This is a genomic window from Micromonospora sp. NBC_00421 (assembly GCF_036017915.1).
GTDB lineage: Bacteria > Actinomycetota > Actinomycetes > Mycobacteriales > Micromonosporaceae > Micromonospora.
Window position 1 is genome coordinate 4,140,541 of sequence record NZ_CP107929.1, and the last position, 19,014, is coordinate 4,159,554.

The following is a 19,014-nucleotide window of genomic DNA, read 5'->3' on the forward strand; positions in this document are numbered from 1 at the left end:
CCGCCCCACCCCGAACTGGCCGGGGAGCAGGTCACTCCGTCGTCTCCCCGCGCAGGCGGGCGGTGATCTGGTCCGCCGGGGCGGGCGCGCCGAACCACCGGCCCTGCCCGGTGTCGCAGCGCAGCGCCCGCAGCCGTTCAGCCTGCTCCCCGGTCTCCACCGCCTCGGCGGTCACCCACAGCTCCAGCGCGTGCGCCAACCGGACCAGCGCGTCCACGATCCGTTCGTCGCGGTGGTCGGGCGGGGAGTCGCCGCCGTCACCCCGGATGCCCTCGACGAACGGTCCGGCCAGCTTCAGACAGTGGATCGGCAGCCGTCGCAGGTAGACCAGGTTGGAGTAGCCGGTGCCGAAGTCGTCGATGGCCAGTCGTACGCCCAGATCGGCCAACCGGTACAACGACCGTAACGGCTCCCCGGCGGTGCCCATCACGGCGCTCTCGGTCAACTCCAACTGCAACAGCTCCGCCGGCAGGCCCGTCCGGCTCAGCGCGCTGGCCACCGTGTCCACGATGGCCGGATCGTCCGCCTGTCGGGCCGCCAGGTTGACGCTGACCACCAGCTTCGCCTCGGGGAACTCTCGGTGCCAGGCGCGGGCGTCGCGGCACGCCTGCCGGAGCACCCACTCGCCGAGCCGGACGATCAGCCCGGTCTCCTCGGCCAGCCCGATGAACCGGTCCGGGCCGACCAGGCCCAGCTCCGGGTGTGCCCAGCGGACCAGCGCCTCCACCGCGATCATCGAGCCGTCCAGCAGGGAGACGATCGGCTGGTAGTGGACCACGAACTCGCCCCGATCCAGGGCCGCCGGCAGGCCGGCGGCCAGCGCGGACCGGGCGATGTCGGCGGCGCTGCGCTCCGGGTCGTACACCGCCCAGCGGCCCCGGCCCTCCGCCTTAGCCCAGTACAGCGTGGTGTCGGCGGCCTTCATCAGCTCGGAGACGCTGGTTTCGCTGGCCGGGCACTCGACCACCCCGATGCTCGCCGAGACGGCGAGCTGGTGGTCGCCGACCAGCACCGGCGCGGCCACCGCGGCGAGCGCCAGCTCGGCGACCCCCACCGCGTCGTCGATCCCCTCGCCGCCGTTCACCAGGATGACGAACTCGTCGCCGCCCATCCGGGCCACCAGGTGCCCCTGACCGATGACGCAGTCGGAGAGCCGGCGGGCGATGGTGACCAGCAGCCGGTCGCCGAGGTCGTGGCCGAGGCTGTCGTTGACCGCCTTGAAGCCGTCGAGGTCGAGGAAGCAGACGCCGATCCGCTGATCCGGGGCGGCGTCGGCGAAGACCTGACCGAGGGTCTCGAAGAACAGCGTCCGGTTGGGCAGGCCGGTCAGCGGGTCGTGCAGTGCCTGGAAGCGTAACCGCTGCTGGAGCTCGTACCGCTGGGTGATGTCCTCGATCATCGCGACGGTGAACCGGGGGCGGCCGTCGTCGTGCCGGATCAGCGAGACGGCCAGATCCGTCCAGACGACGGTGCCGTCCTTGCGGTAGTAGCGCTTCTCCACCCGTACGCTGTCGTGCTTGCCCTCGATCAGCTCCTGGTAGAGCTCCCACATGCCGGCCGCGTCCTCGGCGTGGAAGAGCGACGCCACGTTGGCCTGCCGCAGCTCCTCAGGGGTGTACCCGAGCATGTCGGCGAAGGACTGGTTGACGTCGATGATCTGACCGTCGATGCCGGCGATGCCGATGCCGATGGCCGCGCCGGTGAAGACCGCCCGGAACCGGGCCTCGCTGTCGCGCAGCGCCCGCTCCACCGAGTCCCGGGCCTGCCAGGCCGACCTGGCGATCCGCTCCTGCTGACTGAAGGTACGGTCCCGCAGCGCGCGGCCGAACCCGGCCGCCAGCCCGCCCTGCGATGCGGCCACCCGGGCGGCCAGGTCGGCCGGCAGGTCGACCGGGGGCAGCACCCGCTGCGGCAACTGCTCACCCAGCGCCCGCACCGACCAGTCGAGAATCCTCGGCTCGGTCAGGTGCGCCTCCACAAGCGCCCGACCGACGTCCTCCGCCGGGGTGGTGGAGAAGTCGTCGGCGAGCAGGGCCTGCGCCAGCCGTACGGTGTGCACGAGCAGCAGTCGTTCGGTCTCGTCCGCGCTCATCGGCACGAACCCGAGCCGGCGTACCGCCCGGGCCCAGTCGGCGGCGTAGCCCTGGGCGCCCGGACGGGCCGCGTCGGTGCCGCCGGATTCCGGTACGGCGGACATGTCCGGCTCAGCCGGCCGGACGGTCGTGCCGCGCGACGCCGCCGAACGCCCCGAACCGCTCGGGGTGATCGTCCACGTCGGACGGCGAGTCGGGCCGCCACAACGGCATGTGCACCACACCGGGCTCCAGTACCGTCCAGTCGCCGAAGAAACCGGTGATCTCGGCGCGGGACCGCAGCGTGATCTCGGTGTCGGTACGCGCAGAGAGGCGTTGCGCGTCCAGCATCTCCTGTGGCTGGTCCTCGAAGGTGGAGTGGGAGACGACCAGGAAGCTGCCGGGTACGGCGGCGGCCCGCAGGATGGCCAGGATGTCGGCCGGCCGGTCGGCGTCCGGGACGAAGTGCACGACCCCGGCGAGCAGGATGCCGAGCGGCCGGTCGAAGTCGATCAGGCCACTGGCCTGGGCCTCGTCCAGGATCCTCTTCGGCTCGCGCAGGTCGGCGTGGACGGCGACGGCCTTGTCGTTGCCGGCGAGCAGTTCCCGGCTGTGCGCCACGGCGACCGGGTCGATGTCGACGTAGACGATCCGGGCCTGCGGGTTGGCGGCCTGGGCGACCTCGTGGACGTTGCCGACGGTGGGGATGCCCGAACCGATGTCGAGGAACTGGTCGATGCCGGCGTCGAGCAGCACCCGGACCGCGCGGCGCAGGAACTCCCGGCCGGAGCGCATGGTGGCGGCGAGGTTCGGGGTCATGCTGGCGATCTGCTCGGCGAGCCGCCTGTCGATCTCGAAGTTGTGCGCACCGCCGAGGAAGTAGTCGTAGACCCGGGCGGCACTGGGCCGGCTCAGGTCGATCTCGGCGGGAAGTCCGTCCGGCGTCTGCATCTCTGCCTGGCCCCCAGTGTGTCGCCGCGGTGCGGGAGGGCACCGGCATCGGCGGCGTGCGCGGGCACGCGGAGCCGCACCGGCCGACCCGCGGATCGTGTGGTGCTGACCACTCTAGGCCCGTCGGTCCAGGTACGGGAGATCAGCTCAGCCCGATCTGTGGCCGGCCGGACAGCCTGGCTGACCTGCGGTCACCGTAGGAAGTCAAGCGCACACCGAAAGGTGACGGCGGTAGCCGGACCGGACACCCCGCCCGGTTGATCGGCGGGAGGTCCGACGGTCGGCCCGGCCGGTCTGGCCCTATGGCCAACAGTGATCGGCCCGGCCGGGTCAGGCGGCGGGTCACCGATAGCCGGCCGAGCCGGTTCAGTCGGCGGATTCGAGCAGCAGGGAGATGCCCTGGCCCACCCCGACGCACATGGTCGCCAGGGCCCGCCGGCCGCCCCGGCGGCGCAGTTCCAGGGCGGCGGTCAACGCCAGCCGGGCCCCGCTGGCCCCCAACGGATGCCCCAGGGCGATCGCCCCGCCGTTCGGGTTGACGTGCTCGGCGTCCTCCGGCAGGCCCAGTTCGCGCAGCACCGCGATCCCCTGCGCGGCGAACGCCTCGTTCAGCTCGATCACGTCGACGTCGGCCAGGGCCACACCGAGCCGGTCCAGCAGCCGGCGGGTGGCCGGCACCGGCCCGATCCCCATGACCCGGGGCGGTACGCCGGCCGCCGCCGCGCCGCGGACCCGGGCGAGCGGGGTCAGGTCGTACCGGGACACCGCCGCCTCGGAGGCGACAAGCAGGGCCACCGCGCCGTCGTTGACGCCCGAGGAGTTGCCGGCGGTGACCGTGCCGCCGGCCCGGAACGGGGTGGGCAGCGCGGCAAGCTTCGAAAGCGTGGTCTCCCGGGGGTGCTCGTCGACCTCGACCAGCTTCGTCTCCCGGCGGCCGGCCGGCACGGTCACCGGCACGATCTCCTCGGCGAACCGGCCGTCGGCCTGCGCCTTGGCGGCCCGCTGCTGCGACCGCAGCGCGAACTCGTCCTGCGCGCGCCGGTCGACGCCGAACTCGGCGGCCACGTTCTCGGCCGTCTCCGGCATCGAGTCGATGCCCCAGCCCGCCTCCATCAGCGGGTTGACCAGCCGCCAGCCGAGGGTGGTGTCGTACACCTCGGCGGCGCGGGAATAGGGCGTGGTGGCCTTCGGCATGACGAACGGGGCCCGGCTCATGCTCTCCACACCACCGGCGAGCACCAGGTCGGCCTCCCCGGCCGCCACGGCGCGGGCGGCGGTGGCCAGCGCGTCCAGGCCGGAACCGCAGAGCCTGTTGACGGTGCTGCCCGGCACCTCCTGCGGCAGGCCGGCCAGCAGCGCCGCCATCCGGGCCACGTTGCGGTTGTCCTCACCGGCCTGGTTGGCGCAGCCCAGCACCACGTCGTCGACCCGGTTCCAGTCCACCGTCGGGTGTCGGGAGACCAGTTCGCGCAGCACGTGGGCGGCCAGGTCGTCGGGGCGCACCCCGGCGAGGGCGCCGGCGTACCGGCCGATCGGGGTACGGACTCCGGCCACGAGGTATGCCACGGTCATCGACGCACGTCCTTCGGGGGTGGGAAGGGGCTGGCGGTCGCCCGGGTCACGGGGGACGTCGGCGTCAGGATATCCGGGCCCGCGCCGGAGGGCTTCCCGCACACCCGCGCCACGACGGGACGCCTGTCGGCCTGGCCCGCGCCGGATAGGTTGGCGGTATGACCCGGGCCCAGTTCAGCGCAGAGACCTCCGGCGGCGGGGCCTTCGTCCGCCAGCCCAACCGGTTCACCGGCCGGGTCAGCCCGCACTCCACGTCGCCCGCGGGCGGCGGCCCGGACGACCAGGGGCGTTGGCCGCTGGAGGCCGGTCGCTACCGGTTGATCTGGTGCCGGGCCTGCCCGTGGGCACACCGGGCCCGGATCGTGCGCGGTCTGCTCGGCCTGGACGAGGTGATCTCGCTGGGCACGGTCGACCCGATCCGCGACGAACGGGGGTGGCGGTTCACCCTGGATCCGGACGGCGTCGACCCGGCGCTGGGCGTCTCTTTCCTCTCCGAGGCCTACCTCGCCACCGACCCGGACTACACCGGCCGGGTGACCGTGCCGGCGCTGGTGGACACACTGACCGGCCGGGTGGTCAGCAACGACTATCCGCAGCTCACCCTCGACCTGTCGACACAGTGGCGACGGTTCCACGCCCCGGACGCCCCCGACCTCTACCCGGTCGCGCTGCGGCCGGACATGGACGCGTTGATGGCGGACATCCACGCCGACGTCAACAACGGTGTGTACCGGTGCGGCTTCGCCACCTCCCAGCAGGCGTACGACGAGGCGTACACGGCGTTGTTCGACAGGTTGGACGCGCTGTCGCAGCGGCTGGCGGAGCGGCGCTACCTGATGGGTGACTCGATCACCGAGGCGGACGTCCGGCTGTTCACCACCCTGATCCGCTTCGACGTGGCATACCACGGACATTTCAAGTGCAACAGGCAGAAGCTGACCGAGATGCCGTTGCTGTGGGCGTACGCCCGGGATCTGTTCCAGACCCCGGGCTTCGGTGCGACGGTGGACTTCGACCACATCAAGCGGCACTACTACGCCACCCACCGCGAGATCAATCCGACCGGCGTCGTGCCGGCGGGTCCGGACACCGCCGGTTGGCTCACCCCGCACGGCCGTGCCTGACCCCGCCCCCGGGTCCGACGCTGGCCCCGCGCTCGCCCCTGACCTCGGTGCCGAAGCGGGAGCACGCCCCGGCCCCGAGGCCGGACCCGTACCGGTCCGGGTGGTCGCCGGGTGGGCCGCCGCCGGGTGCGTGCTGGTCGGCACGGGCGCGGTGACGGTCGCCGTCGCGGCCGGTCCGGTCAGCCTGTCGAGCGGGTACGTCAGTGAGGCCGGCATCACCGGCAACGCTTTCGCGTCGACGTACCGGATGGGGGTCTTCGCCCTGGCGGCGGCGCTGCTGGTGCTGGCCGCCGCGCTGCCGGCGGCGCTGCGGCTCGCGGCCGGCCTGCTCGCGGCCGGCGCGGCCGGCACGGCGCTCTCCGGTGCGGTGACGTGCAGCGCCGGCTGCCCGCTGCCACCGTTCGAGGCGACGACGCCGGCCGACCTGGTGCACGCCGGGGCCAGCATCGCGGCGGCCGGGGCGACAGTGCTCGCGATGCTTGTGGTCGGGTTCCTCCGCCCGGCGACGGCGGCCCTGCGACGGGTGGCCCGGATGGCCGGGGTGGTGGCGTTGCCGGTGGCCGGGGTGATCGCGCTGGGTCTGCTGACGGTGGGGCGGGGTGGCCTGGTGGGGGGCCTGGAACGGGTGCTGCTGGTGATCTGCGCCGGCTGGGGCCTGAGCACCGCTCTGCTGCTGACCCGGCACCGGCACGACCTGCCCGCAGCGGTCCGGCCCGGTGCGACCGGAGCTGACCGACCAGGCGTGACAGGTGATCCGGAGCAGGCCGGACGTGACGAACGGGTCGCCGGGTCGAGAACACCCGTGTAAGGAGCCTCACGCCGGGCACTCATTCCACCTGCCGTCCGGCCGGGAGTAACGTCGGCAGGCGATGACCAATGTCTGGCACCTGACCGTGCGCCTGTACGTCGACCTCCGACGGCAGGCCAGCGGGGTCTGTCCGGCGTAGCCGCGCTCCTGACGCCGCCCGCCGACCACCCCTGCTGACCTTGGACACATCCTGATGGCTTCCGCCCTGCGTAAGTTCCCCTTCTCCGCCCAGATCCTGCTCGGCCTGGTGCTCGGCGTGGCGCTGGGCTTCCTCGCCCGCGCCAACGACCTGAGCTGGCTGGCCAGCACCCTCGACACAGTCGGCGGCCTCTTCGTCCAGCTGCTCAAGCTGGCCGTACCGCCGCTTGTCTTCACCGCCATCGTGGTCAGCGTGGTCAGCCTGCGCGGGGTGGCCAACGCCGCCCGGCTGGCGCTGAAGACGCTGCTCTGGTTCGGCATCACCGCGCTGATCGCGGTGAGCATCGGCATCGGCATCGGCCTGCTCACCGACCCGGGCCGGGGGGTGACCCTGGACGTCGGCGGCGCCACCCCGCCGAAGACCACCGGCTCGTGGACGGACTTCCTCACCGGCATCGTGCCGACCAACCCGGTCGGCGCGTTCGTCGAGGGCAACGTGCTCCAGATCGTCTTCCTCGCCGTGGTGGTCGGTGCCGCCGCGCTGCTTGTCGGCGCGGCTGCCGAACCGTTCGTCGAGCTCAACCGGGCGGTGCTGAGCATCGTGCAGAAGGCGCTGTGGTGGGTGATCCGGCTCGCCCCGATCGGCACCCTCGGCCTGATCGGCCACGCCGTCGCCGCGTACGGCTGGGACCTGCTGGCCCCGCTGGCGAAGTTCACCACCGCCGTCTACGTCGGCTGCGCGATCGTCCTGTTCGTGGTCTACCCGCTGCTGCTGGTGACGGCCGGCCGGCTCAACCCGCTGCGCTTCTTCGCCGGTGCCTGGCCGGCGATCGAGCTGGCCTTCGTCTCCCGCTCCTCGGTGGGCACCATGCCGGTGACCCAGCGCTCCGTCGAGCGGCTCGGCGTCCCCCGCGAGTACGCCTCCTTCGCGGTGCCGTTCGGCGCGACCACCAAGATGGACGGCTGCGCCGCGATCTACCCGGCGCTCGCCGCGATCTTCGTGGCGCAGGTCTTCGGGGTCGACCTCGGGGTCGGCGACTACCTGCTGATCGCCTTCGTCTCGGTGGTCGGCTCGGCCGCCACCGCCGGCCTGACCGGCGCCATCGTGATGCTCACCCTGACCCTGAGCACGCTGGGCCTGCCGCTGGCCGGGGCCGGTCTGCTGCTGGCGATCGACCCGATCCTCGACATGATCCGCACCGCCACCAACGTGGCCGGACAGGCCGTCGTGCCGACCATCGTGGCCGCCCGCGAGGGCACCCTGGACCGGGACGCCTACGCCAACGCCGGCCGGCGCGACCTGATCGACCCCGACGACGAGACCGCCGACGCCGACCGGCCGACCCGCCGGGACGAACTGACGCCGGCACCCGCCTGAGCGCCGGCCGGGTGCCCTGCCGTCGGGGCGGTGGGGCACCCGGCCGGGTCCTCCCCGCCCTGCACCGCTGCCCGTCCGTACCGGAGGATCACCCGCATGAGTGCCCTGTTCACCCCGCTCGCCCTGCGCGGCGTCACCCTGCCCAACCGGATCGCCCTGGCACCGATGTGCCAGTACAGCGCCGGCCCGGACGGCCTGCCCACCGACTGGCACCGGGTGCACCTCGGCTCCCGGGCCGTCGGCGGTGCCGGCCTGGTCCTCACCGAGGCGACCGCCGTCGTCCCCGAGGGGCGGATCAGCCCCCAGGACACCGGCCTCTGGTCCGACGCGCACGTCGACGCGTGGCGTCCGGTCACCGCGTTCGTCGCCGGCCAGGGGGCGGTGCCCGCCGTGCAACTCGCCCACGCCGGGTTCAAGGCCAGCACGTACCGGCCGTGGGCGCAGGAGCGCGGCGGGGTGCCGGACGCCGAGGGCGGTTGGACGCCGGTCGGGCCGGGAGCCGAGCCGTTCCTGCCCGACTACCGGCAGCCGACCGCGCTGGACGCGGCGGGGATCGCCGAGGTGGTGTCGGCCTTCGCCGTCGCCGCCGGTCGGGCCGTCGACGCCGGCTTCGCCGTGGTGGAGATCCACGCCGCGCACGGCTACCTGCTGCACGAATTCCTGTCCCCGCTGACCAACCACCGCACCGACGGCTACGGCGGCGACCGGGCCGCCCGGATGCGGCTCACCCTGGAGGTGGCCCGCGCGGTACGCGCCGCCGTCGGTGAGCAGGTCCCGGTGCTCGCCCGGATCTCCGCCACCGACTGGGTCGACGGCGGCTGGACGGTGGACGACAGCGTGGCCCTCGCCGCCGAGCTGGCCGCGACCGGGGTGGACCTGGTGGACGCCTCCTCCGGTGGGGCGGCGGCCAGGGCGACCATTCCGGTCGGGCCGGGCTACCAGGTGCCGCTGGCCGCGCGGATCCGCCGCGAGGCGGGCGTCCCGACGGGTGCCGTCGGCCTGATCGTCGAGCCGGAGCAGGCCGAGCAGATCGTCGCCGGCGGGGAGGCCGATCTGGTGCTGCTCGGTCGGGAGCTGCTCCGCGACCCGTACTGGCCACGCCGCGCCGCCGCCAAGCTCGGTGCCACCCCCGACTGGCCCGACCCGTACGCCCGCGCCTTCTGACCCCGCGCCTTCTGACCCCGCGCCGGACGGCCCGGCGGCGGCCCACGCCGGGTCACCGCGCCCTGCGGTCCCGCGGTCGCTGTCTTTGTGGAGAGTTCTTGTCGCCCCAGCGACAAGAACTCTCCACGAACCTGCGGCACCCACCCTGCCCGACGTCGCCCCACCCCAGGCGCGGCACCATCCCGCATCGCAGCGGCGCACCCGGCGCACCGGCCCCGGGTCAGCCGGCCAGGTGGCCCCAGTCGTCCTCCAGGTCACGCCACGGGCCCTGGGCGACGACCGTGCCATCGACAAGCACCACCACGTGGTCCGCGCGGACCAGCGCGGCCCGTTTGGAGGTGGAGCCGACCACTGTCACCCCGTGCTCGCGCAGCGCCGCCCAGAGCGCCAGCTCGGTGGTGACGTCCAGCGCGGACGACACGTCGTCGGCGACAAGCAGTTCGGTACGCGGCGCGAGGGCCCGGGCCAGCGCCAGCCGCTGCAACTGCCCGCCGGAGAGCCGGGTGCCCTTGTGCCCGATGAGCAGCCCCAACCCGCCCCCGGTCGCCAGGTCGTGGGCGAGCTGGGCGGTGGTCACCGCCCCGGCGGCGTCCACGTCGTGCCCGAGGGCGATGTTGTCGGCCACCGTGCCGGAGAGCACCCGGGGGAGCTGACTGACGTAACCGACCTGCTGGGGGCGGAGGAACAGCTCCGGCTCGGTCACCGGCTCGCCGTTCCAGCGCAGCTCGCCGACGTGGTGCACGATCCCGGCCAGCGCCCGCAGCAGCGACGATTTGCCCGCGCCGACCGGACCGACCACCAGCACCAGTCGGCCCCGGTCCACGGTCAGGTCGACACCCCGGACGGCCAGGGTGCCGTCGGAGTGCACCGCCCCGAAGCCGACCAGTTCCAACCGGCGCAGTGGCCGGCGGGGCGGCGGCTCCGGCGCGGGGGCGGTCCCGGCGACGAGGTCCACCCCGGGCAACTGCGCCGAGTACGCCCCGGTCCCGGTCATCGCCACCGTCCGGCGGGTCCAGACCCGCGCCGACGGGTACTGCGAGACCAGTGACGCGGCGGTCCAGGCAAACCAGCGGGCCGCGCCGAGAGTGGAGACGGCGACCAGGGTGGCACCGGCGGAGAGCCCGCCGGCCAGGTAGAGCGCCCACGCACCGATCGGCAGCAGTCCACTGGCCAGCGAGGGGGTGGACCGGGCCCACACCTGCGCCGAGATCTCCCACCGCTGCCGGTCGCTGCGGACCAGGTCCAGCGCCGAGAGGTGGTCGAGCACCGGCCGGGTCGCGCCGGCCAACTTGACCGTCCGGGCCGCCGACAGCGAGGAGACCAACGCGGTGGCGAAGGCGGCGCGGGCGGCGACGGTGTCCCGGGCGGAGCGTTCCAGCCGGGGGCCGAACAGGGTGGCGGCGAACCCGGAGACGGCCATCGCGCCGAGGAAGAACAACGCCGGTACGAAGCTGCCCGTCACCGCCGTCATGACCACCATGATGACCAGGGCGATGAACTGGTCCGACATGTTGTCGGCGAGCTGCACGACCCGTTCGGTGTCGCCAGCCTGGGCCACCACCTCGGCCGGGGTGTGCGCGCTGGTCCGGCGCGGGCCGGTCTGCCCGTTCACCAGCCGCAGGCTGATCCGCAGCATCTGCCGTACCCACCACTGGGGGAAGCGCAGGTTGGTCCAGTAGGGCAACGGCAGCACGACCAGCAGCGCGCCCGCGATGCCGATCGCCGGCAGCCACGGGTTGCCGCCGTCGACCACGTCCGCCCAGAGCCAGGGCAGCACCGTACCGTCCAGGCCGAACACGGTCATCACCACGAACATCGCGATCGACAACAGGCCGAAACGCGGGTCGTTGGTGGCCAGTCGCAGGATCTCCCGCATGGTCCGCGCGGGGGCGGCGGCCGGCAGCGGCGGCGGCTCCCCCTTCGGTACGGCAACCGCCGCCCGCCCGGACGCCCCGGTCTCCCCGGTCGCCCCGGCGGCTCCGACCCGAGCCGGCCCGTCGGCTCCGACCCGAGCCGGCCCGTCGGCGGTCGGGCAGGTGACGCCCGGACCGTCGAGCAGGTCCACCCCGCCCCGGGTGGCGCCGGCCAGGGCCACCCCGACCGGGGCGTACGCGGCGGCGTGGCTGGTGGCGAGCAGCTCGGCGAAGCGGGCCGAGGAACGCAGCGGTCCAGCCTCCAGGACCGCCCCGTCGGCCATCACCACCACCTCGTCGCAGCGCTGCACGGAGGAGAGCCGGTGCGCGATGATGATGCCGATCCGGTCGGTGAGCAGGCGTTCGGTCGCCTCGCGTACCCGGGCCTCGGTGACCGGGTCGAGCCGCGCGGTGGCCTCGTCGAGGATCACCACGTGCGGATCGCGGACCAGGATGCGGGCGAACGCCACGAGCTGTTCCTGACCGGCCGAGAGCACGTGGCCGCCCTCGCCGAGCCGGGTCCGGATGCCCTCCGGCAGCTCCGCGACCCAGCCGGTGAGGCCCAGCTCGGCCAGCGCCCGGGGTGCCTCGTCGAGCAGGTCGGGGTCGAACAGGGCGACGTTCTCGGCGAGGGTGCCGGCCAGGATCTCGGTACGCTGCGGCACCACCGCGATCCACCGGCGCAGTTCCTCGACGTCCAGGTCGCACAGGTCGGTGTCACCGAGCAGGACGGTCCCGCGCGGCACCTCGACCGCCCGGGTGAGCACCTTGGCCAACGTGGACTTGCCCGACCCGGTCCGGCCGACCAGCGCGTACGACCGGCCCCGGACGAAGCTGAGCCGGACGTCGCGCAGTGCCGGCCTGCGCTCGCCCTCCCCGCCGGCCGGACGCTCGCCTTCCCCGGCGGCCCGATGCTCGCCCTCCCCGCCGGCCGGACGCTCGCCTTCCCCGGCGGCCGGATAACGGAAGGTGAGCCCGCGCAGGGTCAGGTCGCCCTCGGTGGGGACGACCCCGCCGGACGGTTCCTGTCGGGCGTCGGAGAGCAACAACACCCGGGCCCAGGCGCCGAGCGCGTACTGAAGGTGTGGCACCCAGCGGGAGAGGTGTTCGACGGTCGCGCCGAAGCTCAGCGCAAGCAGCCAGATCGCGGTCAACCGGGCCCCGTCGACCCGGTCGGTGGTCAACGCCCAGGCCCCGGCGAGCACCACTGCGGCGATCCCGACCCGGATGGTGCCGGCGGCGACGGCGGTAACCCGCGCCGACATCAGGAAGACCCGGCGGCAGCGGGCCAGCACCTCGGCCGCCCGCCGGGCGTAGAGCCGCAGCACGTACGGCTGGGCGAGGCTGGTGCGTACGTCGTCCTGGCCGTGCACCGCCTCCTCCATCACGGCGGCCAGGTCCGACCAGGCCTCCTCCTCGAACATCCGCGCCGGCGCGATGGCGGAGGTGGGGCGGCGCAGCAGCACCCCGAGCAGCACGGTGAGCAGCAGCATGGCGACGCCGGCCGGCCACCAGACGAACAGCGCGCTGACCGTGGCGAGCAGGCAGAGCACCAGCCCCTGGACGAGCCGTACGCCGTTGTTCCGCAGCTCGGCGGCGACCTGGTAGACGTCGTTGTCGATCCGGTCGAGCAGTTCACCGACGGGGGTGCCCTCCAGCGTGGGCAGGTCCTGCCCGAGAGCGACCCGGCAGAGCCGGCGGCGCACGTCGGCGGACCAGTCGGCGGTGATGCCCGCCATCAACAGCGCGATCACCAACTCGGCGCAGACGGCGACGACCAGCGCCACGACCAGCGCGGTGAACCAGCCGGCCGAGCGGTGCACCAGTACCGGCCCGGCGACCGCCGAGGCGGCGGCCTGGCCGGCGGCGCCGAGCACCACGAGGACGATCACGACCGTCACGCGACGCGGCGCGGAGGCCCAGAGATCACGGAGCAGGCGCATGGAGATTCCCTCCGGACTCGGGGCGGCGGTCCCCCCAGCCTGCCCCCCAAACCCCCTCCCCTCAACACATTTACCCCCACCCCCACTCCCACCTACCCCCGCTCCCACCTACCCTCACTCCCCCTGCCCCCGCCCCGCTGCCCCCCCGTCCCGCCCCGCTGCCCCGTCCCGCCCCGGTGATCAAGAGCTTTACGTCACCCGCCACATCAAAGTTGACCCAAACCTCTTGATCACCGAACACCATCGCCGTCCCGCCCCGGTGATCAAGAGGTTTGGGTCACCTGCCGGGGGGATGTTGACGTATTTCTCTTGATCACCGGGGCGGGACGGGGCAGCGGGGCGGGACGGGGGGCAGCGGGGCAGGGGGCAGCGGGGCGGGGCAGGGGGCAGCGGGGCGGGGCAGGGGGCAGCGGGGCGGGGCAGGGGGCAGCGGGGCGGGGCAGGGGGCAGCGGGGCGGGGCAGGGGGCAGCGGGGCAGGGGGCAGCGGGGCGGGAGGGGGAAAGGGGAGGGAGGGGGGAGGGGGTGTTAGAAGAGGATGGTGGCGAGGGTGCCTACCGGGTGGAAGCCGCAGCGTTGGTAGACGCGGCGGGCGGGGAGGTTGAAGTCGTTGACGTAGAGGCTGACCGTGGGGGCGACCCGGAGCAGCGCGTCGCGTACCACGGCGGCCATCGCGGCGGTGGCGATCCCGCGTCCCCGCCACTGCGGCGCCACCCAGACGCCCTGGATCTGGGCGGTCCGGCGGGTCACCACCGCCAGTTCGGCCTTGAACACGACCTCCCCGTCGACCAGGCGGGCGTACGCCCGACCGGCCCGGACCAGGTCCTCGACGCGGCGGCGGTAGGCCCGGCCGTCGTCGTCGGCAAGCGGTGAGACACCGACCTCCTCGGCGTACATGGCGACCGCCGCCGGGAAGAGCCGGTGCACCTCGCTGGGCCGCACCCGACGTACCTCGGGGTCGACCGGGATGCGGGGCAACGCGTCGGTGGCCAGTAGCGGCTGGTTGGGGCGTACGTCGCGGGCCGGGCCCCAGTGGTCGGCGAGCCGTTCCCAGAGGCCGAGCACCGCGTCGGCCCGCCCGACGATGGAGGAGCAGAGCCGTTCCTCGCCGGCGAGCTGCTCGGCGAAGGCGGCGACGGCCGAGTCGGTGGCGAGGATCGGGGTGAGGTTGCCGCCGAGCCAGCAGATCGACTCCAGGTTGCGGCGGGTGCCGTAGCCCAGGATGCGTCCCTCGGCCCGCCACCAGGCCAGCCCTCGGGCGGAAACCCGTTCGGCGACCTGCGCGCCCGCGAACGGGTCGAGGTCGAGCAGCCGCTCGACCGCGCGTCGTTCGGACTCTCCCAGTTGACGTACCGGCACCGTCAGCACGGTTACCAGCCTGCCAGATACAGGCGGTGGTCCGCCGGGCGACCGGCGCAGCCGCCTGTCCGCCGGCCCCGGCCCGGTCCCACCGCGAACACCCTTGTCGGCGACACGTTGGCGATATATCGTTGATGCATCAGCGACACTCTACGGAAGGAACGACACGATGGGATTCCACAGTCGGATCCACGCACTACAGGAGGCACGTCAACGCGGCTTCGGCTTCCCGCCCGTACCGCCCGGCCCACACGGGCACGGGCACGGGGGTTGGGGCGGCGGCCGGGGTGGTCGCGGGCGGGGCCGGGGACGCCGGCCCAACGTCCGGGGTGCGGTGCTGGCCCTGCTCACCGAGCGGCCGATGCACGGCTACGAGATGATCCAGGAGATCGACTCCCGCACCGGTGGGGCCTGGCGGCCCAGCCCCGGTTCGATCTACCCGACCCTGCAACTGCTTGAGGACGAGGGCGTCATCGCCATGAGCACCGACCCGGCCGGCGGCGGGCGCAAGCGGTTCGACCTGACCGACGCCGGTCGGGAGGAGGCCACCACGGCCGCGCAGACCCCGCCCTGGGCGGAGTTCGCCGAGGACACCGTCAACAGCTGGCACGACATCCGCGACGCCGGCGCGCAGGCCATGCACGCGCTGCGGCAGGTGATGACGACCGGCACCGACGACCAGCGGGAACGCGCCGCCCAGGTGCTCGACGAGACCCGCCGCAAGCTGTACGCGATCCTCGCCGAATCCGAGTGACCAGGCCCGCACGGGAGAAGGGCGGCCGTCCCCTGCTGGGGGACGGCCGCCCTCGGCGGTGTCTACAGGTCAGTGCACGGTGACGGTGGGGCCGGGGATCAGGTCGCGCAGCTCCTCGGGGATCTCCGCGCCCATCTCGTCGGCGATCCGCAGCGCCTCTTCGATAAGCGTCTCGACGATCTGCCCCTCGGGGACGGTCTTGACGACCTGCCCCTTGACGAAGATCTGCCCCTTGCCGTTGCCGGAGGCGACGCCGAGGTCGGCCTCGCGGGCCTCGCCGGGCCCGTTCACCACGCAGCCCATCACGGCGACCCGCAGCGGCACCGGCAGCCCCTCCAGGCCGGCGGTGACCTCCTCGGCGAGCTTGTAGACGTCCACCTGGGCCCGGCCGCAGGACGGGCAGGAGACGATCTCCAGGCCACGCTCGCGCAGGCCCAGCGACTCCAGGATCTGGTTGCCGACCTTGATCTCCTCGACCGGCGGCGCGGACAGCGACACCCGGATGGTGTCGCCGATCCCCTCGGCCAGCAGCGCCCCGAAGGCGACAGCCGACTTGATGGTGCCCTGGAACGCCGGCCCGGCCTCGGTCACGCCCAGGTGCAGCGGGTAGTCGCACTGCTCGGCGAGCTGCCGGTACGCCCGGATCATCACCACCGGGTCGTTGTGCTTGACCGAGATCTTGATGTCCCGGAAGCCGTGCTCCTCGAACAGCGAGCACTCCCACAGCGCCGACTCGACAAGCGCCTCGGCGGTGGCCTTGCCGTACTTGGCGAGCAGCCGCTTGTCGAGCGAACCGGCGTTGACGCCGATCCGGATCGGCGTACCGGCGGCGGAGGCCGCTGCCGCGATCTCCCTGACCTTGTCGTCGAACTGGCGGATGTTGCCCGGGTTGACCCGGACGGCCGCGCAGCCGGCGTCGATCGCGGCGAAGACGTACTTCGGCTGGAAGTGGATGTCGGCGATCACCGGGATCTGCGACTTGCGGGCGATCGCCGGCAGCGCCTCCACGTCGTCCTGGCTGGGCACGGCGACCCGGACGATCTGGCAGCCGGAGGCGGTCAGCTCGGCGATCTGCTGGAGGGTGGCGTTGACGTCGGAGGTGAGGGTGGTGGTCATCGACTGCACCGAGACCGGGGCACCCCCACCGACCGGCACCGAGCCGACCATGATCTGGCGGCTGGCCCGGCGGGGGGCGAGCGGCGGGGGCGGTACGGCGGGCATACCGAGACTGACAGCGGTCACTTGAGCACTCACCTCGTGAAGAGCGTGATCGGGTTGACGATGTCCGCGGTGGCGGTGAGCAGCGTGAACGCGCCACCGATGAGGATCACCGCGTACGTGATGGGCATCAGCTTGAGGTAGTCGACCCGGCCCGGGTCGCGCCTGCCGATCCGGGCGTAGAGCCAGGAGCGGGCCCGTTCGAACCAGGCGATGGCGATGTGGCCGCCGTCGAGAGGCAGCAGCGGCAGCAGGTTGAACACGCCGACGAAGAAGTTCAGCGAGATGAAGAGCAGGACCAGCAACTGCCAGACGCCGTTCTCCAGCGCCTCACCGCCGAGCCGGCTCGCGCCGACCACGCTGATCGGGGTGTCCTTGTCCCGTTCGCCGCCGGTGACGGCGGTCCACAGGGCGGGGACCTTGTCGGGGATCCGCTTGAGCGCCTCGTAGGTGCCGACGGCCAGGTCCTTGGTGTAGCCGGCGGTGGCCGGGATCGCCTCGACCGGGCCGTAGGTGACGTTCGCCGGGACGCCGGGCGGGAGCATCGGGCCGGCGACGCCGAGGGCGGAGACGGTGACCGGGGCGCCGTTCGGGTCGTCGAGCGGCTTGCGCTGCACGGCGGCGAGGTCGGCCCGGACCTCACCGGGCGTCCCGTCGCGCTCGTAGCTGATCGTGGCCGGCTGCCCCGGGGGCAGGTCACGGACGGTCTTGACCAGCGCGGTGTAGTCGGCGACCGAGACCCCGTTGATGGCCACGATCCTGTCGTCGTCGCGCAGCCCGGCCTGCTTGGCGGGGCTGACCGGGTCGCCCGGGGCGCACTCGCGGGCCGCGTCGGTGGGGATGACGCAGTCGACGACCTTGACGTGTGCCGGCAGCGGGTTGGGCAGGTTCTTGTTGGGCAGGCCCATGAACATGGCGGCCAGCCAGATCGCGATGACGGCCAACGCGAAGTGGGTGACCGAGCCGGCCGACATCACGATCGTCCGCTTCCAGACCGGGTAGCGCCACATCGCCCGCTGCTCGTCACCCGGTTCGACGTCGTCGTCCTGCGGCGTCATCCCGACGATCTTGCAGAAGCCGCCGAGCGGGATGGCCTTGACGCCGTACTCCGTCTCGCCCCGGCGGAACGACCAGATGGTCGGCCCGAAGCCGACGAAGTAGCGGGTGACCTTCATCCCGAACGCCTTGGCGGTCAGCATGTGACCCGCCTCGTGCAGGCTCACCGAGATGAGGATCGCCAGGGCGATCACCAGCACCCCGAGCAGATAGAGCATCAGGCTTCCTTCCCCGACCCCGAGATGATCTCCTGCGCGTGCGCGCGCGCCCACGACTCGGCGGCGAGCACGTCCTCGACGGTACCTGGTGCACCGAAATCGGGGGCGTCCTCCAACACCCGCTCCAGGGTGTCGACGATGCCGAGGAACGGCAGCCGCCCGGCGACGAACGCCGCCACGCACTCCTCGTTCGCCGCGTTGTAGACCGCCGGCCTGCTGCGGCCCGCCTCGCCGGCCGCCTTGGCCAGCGCCACCGCCGGGAACGCCTCGTCGTCGAGCGGGGCGAACTCCCAGGTGTGGGCGGTGGTCCAGTCGACTGCTGCGGCGGCGTCCGGCACCCGGTCGGGCCAGCCGATGCCGAGCGCGATGGGTAGCCGCATGTCCGGCGGACTCGCCTGGGCCAGGGTGGAGCCGTCGACGAACTCGACCATCGAGTGGATCACCGACTGCGGGTGCACCATCACGGTGATGTCGGCGTAGGGCACGTCGAACAGCTCGTGCGCCTCGATCACCTCCAGCGCCTTGTTGACCATGGTGGCCGAGTTGATCGTGACGACCGGCCCCATGTTCCAGGTCGGATGGGCCAGCGCCTGCTCCGGGGTGACAGCGGTCAGCTCGTCGCGCCGCCGCCCCCGGAACGGCCCGCCGCTGGCCGTGACGACCAGCCGCCGTACCTCGCCGCGCGTCCCGCCGCGCAGGCACTGGGCCAGCGCCGAATGCTCCGAGTCGACAGGCACGATCTGCCCCGGCCGCGTCACCGCGGCCTTCACCAGCGGGCCGCCGGCCACCAGCGACTCCTTGTTGGCCAACGCGAGGGTACGACCACAGCGCAGCGCGGCAAGCGTCGGCGCGAGCCCGAGCGACCCGACCACCCCGTTGAGGACCACGTCGCAGGGCCACTGCGCCAGCTCGGTCATCGCGTCCGGGCCGGCGATGATCTTCGGCAGCTTGAAGTCACCGGTGGCCCAGCCCCGGCGGCTCGCCTCGGCATAGAAGGCGAGCTGGAGATCCTGCGCGGCGGACGCCTTCGCCACCCCGACCGCGTCCACGCCCAGTTCGAGCGCCTGGGTGGCGAGCAGTTCGACGTTGCCGCCGCCGGCACCGAGCGCCACCACCCGGAACCGGCCCGGGTTGCGCCTGACGATGTCGATCGCCTGGGTGCCTATCGAACCGGTGGAGCCGAGCAGTACGAGATCCCGGGGAGTTGTCACGCGGCCATTCTGCCCCGTACGCGCTGTGCGCCGGCTGGGAGCCTCACCCCTCGACGTCGCCCTCCGCGCCCGACGACCCGCCCCACGCGCTTGATCAACACATCGGGGCCGATACGGGGGTATCCACGTCGACCTTC

At 73.2% G+C, this 19,014-nt stretch carries 13 protein-coding genes; 5 read left to right on the top strand and 8 right to left on the bottom strand.

The genetic code is table 11. The features are described 5' to 3' along the window. Positions 1–31: 31 nt before the first annotated feature. The 3 genes from OHQ87_RS17140 to pcaF all read right to left on the bottom strand — a co-directional run bounded on the left by OHQ87_RS17140 (position 32) and on the right by pcaF (position 4,595). Positions 32–2,197 carry a putative bifunctional diguanylate cyclase/phosphodiesterase gene (locus OHQ87_RS17140; RefSeq protein ID WP_328339029.1) on the bottom strand — a complete coding sequence of 722 codons (2,166 nt, stop codon included), beginning with the start codon at positions 2,195–2,197 and terminating at the stop codon, positions 32–34. Positions 2,198–2,204: 7 nt separating this feature from the next. After that, a complete protein-coding gene (locus OHQ87_RS17145) occupies positions 2,205–3,023 on the bottom strand; it encodes an SAM-dependent methyltransferase (protein ID WP_328339031.1) in 819 nt (272 codons plus the stop codon). Between the two features lie 366 nt (positions 3,024–3,389). After that, positions 3,390–4,595 carry a 3-oxoadipyl-CoA thiolase gene (gene pcaF, locus OHQ87_RS17150; RefSeq protein WP_328339033.1) on the bottom strand — a complete coding sequence of 402 codons (1,206 nt, stop codon included), beginning with the start codon at positions 4,593–4,595 and terminating at the stop codon, positions 3,390–3,392. 158 nt (positions 4,596–4,753) lie between these two features. Here pcaF and OHQ87_RS17155 point away from each other — a divergent pair, with 158 nt between their 5' ends. From OHQ87_RS17155 to OHQ87_RS17170, 4 genes are all read left to right on the top strand, one after another. Then, positions 4,754–5,719, top strand: coding sequence for a glutathione S-transferase family protein (locus tag OHQ87_RS17155; protein ID WP_328339035.1), 966 nt, complete (start codon positions 4,754–4,756; stop codon positions 5,717–5,719). Then, positions 5,712–6,527 carry a DUF998 domain-containing protein gene (locus OHQ87_RS17160; RefSeq protein WP_328339037.1) on the top strand — a complete coding sequence of 272 codons (816 nt, stop codon included), beginning with the start codon at positions 5,712–5,714 and terminating at the stop codon, positions 6,525–6,527. Before OHQ87_RS17155 ends, OHQ87_RS17160 begins: the two co-directional genes overlap by 8 nt. Positions 6,528–6,732: 205 nt before the next feature. Beyond that, complete coding sequence (locus OHQ87_RS17165; RefSeq protein ID WP_328348893.1) at positions 6,733–8,043, top strand: dicarboxylate/amino acid:cation symporter; 1,311 nt, start codon at positions 6,733–6,735, stop codon at positions 8,041–8,043. 96 nt (positions 8,044–8,139) lie between these two features. Beyond that, positions 8,140–9,207, top strand: a complete 1,068-nt coding sequence (locus tag OHQ87_RS17170) for an NADH:flavin oxidoreductase/NADH oxidase (RefSeq protein ID WP_328339039.1) — start codon at positions 8,140–8,142, stop codon at positions 9,205–9,207. Between the two features lie 220 nt (positions 9,208–9,427). Here the strand turns inward: OHQ87_RS17170 and OHQ87_RS17175 are convergent, their stop codons facing one another. Together OHQ87_RS17175 and OHQ87_RS17180 are read right to left on the bottom strand one after the other, a co-directional pair. Beyond that, positions 9,428–13,063 (bottom strand): ABC transporter ATP-binding protein/permease, encoded by a 3,636-nt coding sequence (locus OHQ87_RS17175; RefSeq protein WP_328339041.1) that lies wholly within the window; start codon positions 13,061–13,063, stop codon positions 9,428–9,430. Between the two features lie 526 nt (positions 13,064–13,589). Further along, positions 13,590–14,429: a GNAT family N-acetyltransferase gene (locus OHQ87_RS17180; protein ID WP_328339043.1), complete on the bottom strand. Its 840-nt coding sequence runs from the start codon at positions 14,427–14,429 to the stop codon at positions 13,590–13,592. 160 nt (positions 14,430–14,589) lie between these two features. Here OHQ87_RS17180 and OHQ87_RS17185 point away from each other — a divergent pair, with 160 nt between their 5' ends. Next, positions 14,590–15,174 (top strand): PadR family transcriptional regulator, encoded by a 585-nt coding sequence (locus OHQ87_RS17185; RefSeq protein ID WP_328339045.1) that lies wholly within the window; start codon positions 14,590–14,592, stop codon positions 15,172–15,174. A gap of 69 nt (positions 15,175–15,243) precedes the next feature. Here the strand turns inward: OHQ87_RS17185 and ispG are convergent, their stop codons facing one another. Genes ispG through dxr form a run of 3 tightly spaced genes read right to left on the bottom strand, consistent with a single transcriptional unit; the run spans position 15,244 to position 18,877 of the window. Beyond that, on the bottom strand, positions 15,244–16,416 hold the full coding sequence (gene ispG / locus OHQ87_RS17190) for a flavodoxin-dependent (E)-4-hydroxy-3-methylbut-2-enyl-diphosphate synthase (protein ID WP_328339047.1): 1,173 nt from the start codon (positions 16,414–16,416) through the stop codon (positions 15,244–15,246). 8 nt (positions 16,417–16,424) lie between these two features. Continuing rightward, positions 16,425–17,666: a M50 family metallopeptidase gene (locus OHQ87_RS17195; protein ID WP_328339049.1), complete on the bottom strand. Its 1,242-nt coding sequence runs from the start codon at positions 17,664–17,666 to the stop codon at positions 16,425–16,427. Continuing rightward, positions 17,666–18,877 (bottom strand): 1-deoxy-D-xylulose-5-phosphate reductoisomerase, encoded by a 1,212-nt coding sequence (gene dxr / locus OHQ87_RS17200; RefSeq protein ID WP_328339051.1) that lies wholly within the window; start codon positions 18,875–18,877, stop codon positions 17,666–17,668. The genes OHQ87_RS17195 and dxr overlap by 1 nt, the downstream gene beginning before the upstream one ends. Positions 18,878–19,014 lie beyond the last annotated feature (137 nt).

Coding starts and splice junctions, on each gene's coding strand:
- OHQ87_RS17170 (WP_328339039.1), top strand. CDS start 8,140: ATGAGTGCCCTGTTCACCCCGCTCGCCCTGCGCGGCGTCACCCTGCCC.
- OHQ87_RS17185 (WP_328339045.1), top strand. CDS start 14,590: ATGGGATTCCACAGTCGGATCCACGCACTACAGGAGGCACGTCAACGC.
- OHQ87_RS17195 (WP_328339049.1), bottom strand. CDS start 17,666: ATGCTCTATCTGCTCGGGGTGCTGGTGATCGCCCTGGCGATCCTCATC.
- OHQ87_RS17140 (WP_328339029.1), bottom strand. CDS start 2,197: ATGTCCGCCGTACCGGAATCCGGCGGCACCGACGCGGCCCGTCCGGGC.
- OHQ87_RS17175 (WP_328339041.1), bottom strand. CDS start 13,063: ATGCGCCTGCTCCGTGATCTCTGGGCCTCCGCGCCGCGTCGCGTGACG.
- OHQ87_RS17155 (WP_328339035.1), top strand. CDS start 4,754: ATGACCCGGGCCCAGTTCAGCGCAGAGACCTCCGGCGGCGGGGCCTTC.
- pcaF (WP_328339033.1), bottom strand. CDS start 4,595: ATGACCGTGGCATACCTCGTGGCCGGAGTCCGTACCCCGATCGGCCGG.
- OHQ87_RS17145 (WP_328339031.1), bottom strand. CDS start 3,023: ATGCAGACGCCGGACGGACTTCCCGCCGAGATCGACCTGAGCCGGCCC.